Here is a 2,068-nt window from a genome sequence, read left to right as displayed (position 1 = left end):
CTTTAATTTTTTTTGGATTGACCCCGCCAACATAAAGTTTAAATTTACTTCTCTTTACCCTCAGATCTTACATAAAATGGAGGGAAAAAACATACCCTCCATCTTTTAGTTTATGTCAACAGCCTGTTCAATGTAGAAAGCAGTTTCTTCTACATTCAACATTCACGGTCTGACCCCAGCATTCCTTTTAAGCAAAAGATAGAGGTATGGTCAAAGATAAATGATGAAGAGATGGAAGGGAACACATCTTGTAATGGTATATCCCTTAAACTGTGAAAGAACTTACTTAACCCAATACTAAGTTTTAAATTGGGGAGGGAAATAATGCATCCAAATAACCAATTATAGCGGTTATTAACTGGAAGTTTACATAGGATAATATCCATAAATAAGGCATGAGAATAATCGTTCCGTTAGGAACATAATATCGGTAGGAATAGATAGATAAATCAATCAGTTCCGTAGGAACGATATATTGGTAGAAAATTTGTGGAAAGCCATTTACCGATATATTGTCCCTATGGGACATTAAATGAAGGATGAGGTAGAATTTTCATATTCTATTTTTTCCCATTTTATCATAAGAAATGGGAGAAGGCAAGCCAAATGGATATAATTGTCTAAAAATATAGAGAGTTAAGAGAGAGAAGGGTCGAACAGAGATAATTCACAATCAAGATGCGACCCTCAACCTTTCTTTCCTCAACCTTTCGCAAATAGAAGACACAGGACAGTAAGCGTTCAGGTGTCCATAAGGAGAAAAGGGGAAATGGGGAGAAAGGAGAGGGGTAGGGGAATTAGGTAGTAGAAGGTTTCATCAGTTGTCAATGACATTCCAAAATAATATGATTTTCTTACTAAAATAAGAATACTTTTTCCCCTTAGGTAAAACGAACACTCTCGGATAAAATTGGGCGTTGATTTTATTAGCCTTCCAAACAGACAATTTTCTTTTCACCCCCACCGAAGGAACAAGGATCAAGGTACAAGGAACAAGGTCTTTCCCTGCCCTTCACCTCTTGCCCATTTATTTCACAAGTGATGTTTCCAACCCCATTAGCATCCTTCTCTTTTCCATTCACCTTAATCCTTGAACCTTGAACCTTGATCCTTTTTATCCGAGAGGCTTCAAAACATGGTGTAAGTGTATGTGTTTGTGTATGTGTTTGTTACTTCCACTTCCACTCTTTCCCTAATTTCTCCATTTCCCCTTCGTTACACCCTGAACGGTTACTAAATTTTGTCTTGCAAGTTCAACTCTCAAAGCATTGTGATAAACACTCTCTAAAAAACCAGGACCTAACTCCTTGTGAACATTGATACAAGCACTAATGATTTTATCAGTTAATTCATCTTCTCTCCATTTCTCCATATTCCCCTCTTCTCCTTTGTTACACTTCATTTGGGTAAATAGTTACATCCCGGTTTGACCCTACTGCTACCGAAATTCATATTACCACTCGCAATTTTTCTTGACATTCTTAGACAAAGATGATAATGTATGATAGAATTTTGTAACTATTCAAGCCTTTTGACAGGATGGACAGAATGTTAAATAAGTAGGTTATGCCGAAGTAGAATCTTATGACGACCATCGCACTGCTATGTCCTTAGCTATTGCTCGTTTAGTCGCACAAGATTTAACAAGATTTTAAACCAAATATGAAAAGAAAAAAAATAGTCATTGTCTCTTTAATCATTATTGTATTATTCCTCCTGGGGTTATTCCTGCTTAAAACAGAAGACAGAATCCTTATTGCCCGAACAATTGTTATACCAAAAGGTGTCTTTGCAAAGAATATTGCAAAGAATCTGGAAGAAGAAGGAATAATTAAGAATCAAACTCTATTTCTTATTCTGGCAAAAATTTCTGGGGCAAGCAGTAGATTTAAAGCGGGTGAGTATGAATTAAATAATAGGATGAGGATGACAGAGATTATCGAAAGGCTAAAGAGAGGAAAGACAATAATTCATCGGCTCATTATCCCTGAAGGCTATACATTAAAGGACATCGCCAATCTATTAGAAAAAAATGGCTTTGCCAATAAATATAAATTTCTCAATCTTT

At 35.9% G+C, this 2,068-nt stretch carries 3 protein-coding genes and 1 pseudogene; 2 read left to right on the top strand and 2 right to left on the bottom strand.

The features are described from left to right. Positions 1 to 304: 304 nt before the first annotated feature. Together AB1414_19905 and AB1414_19900 are read right to left on the bottom strand one after the other, a co-directional pair. Positions 305 to 529 carry a hypothetical protein gene (locus AB1414_19905; protein MEW6609677.1) on the bottom strand — a complete coding sequence of 75 codons (225 nt, stop codon included), beginning with the start codon at positions 527 to 529 and terminating at the stop codon, positions 305 to 307. A gap of 663 nt (positions 530 to 1,192) precedes the next feature. After that, a complete protein-coding gene (locus AB1414_19900; protein ID MEW6609676.1) occupies positions 1,193 to 1,372 on the bottom strand; it encodes a GxxExxY protein in 180 nt (59 codons plus the stop codon). 208 nt (positions 1,373 to 1,580) lie between these two features. On the opposite strand from AB1414_19900, the pseudogene AB1414_19895 reads away from it, so the two are divergent. Together AB1414_19895 and AB1414_19890 are read left to right on the top strand one after the other, a co-directional pair. Next, positions 1,581 to 1,655 (top strand): annotated as a pseudogene (locus tag AB1414_19895) (hypothetical protein). Between the two features lie 7 nt (positions 1,656 to 1,662). Continuing rightward, positions 1,663 to 2,068 (top strand): endolytic transglycosylase MltG (locus tag AB1414_19890; GenBank protein ID MEW6609675.1); only part of this gene is annotated, 406 nt, incomplete at its 3' end.

The sequence above is a fragment of the bacterium genome (genome assembly GCA_040755795.1).
Lineage (GTDB): Bacteria > UBA9089 > CG2-30-40-21 > CG2-30-40-21 > SBAY01 > JBFLXS01.
Note: the sequence above shows the minus strand (reverse complement) of the source record. Positions and strands in the feature narration are given on the sequence as shown.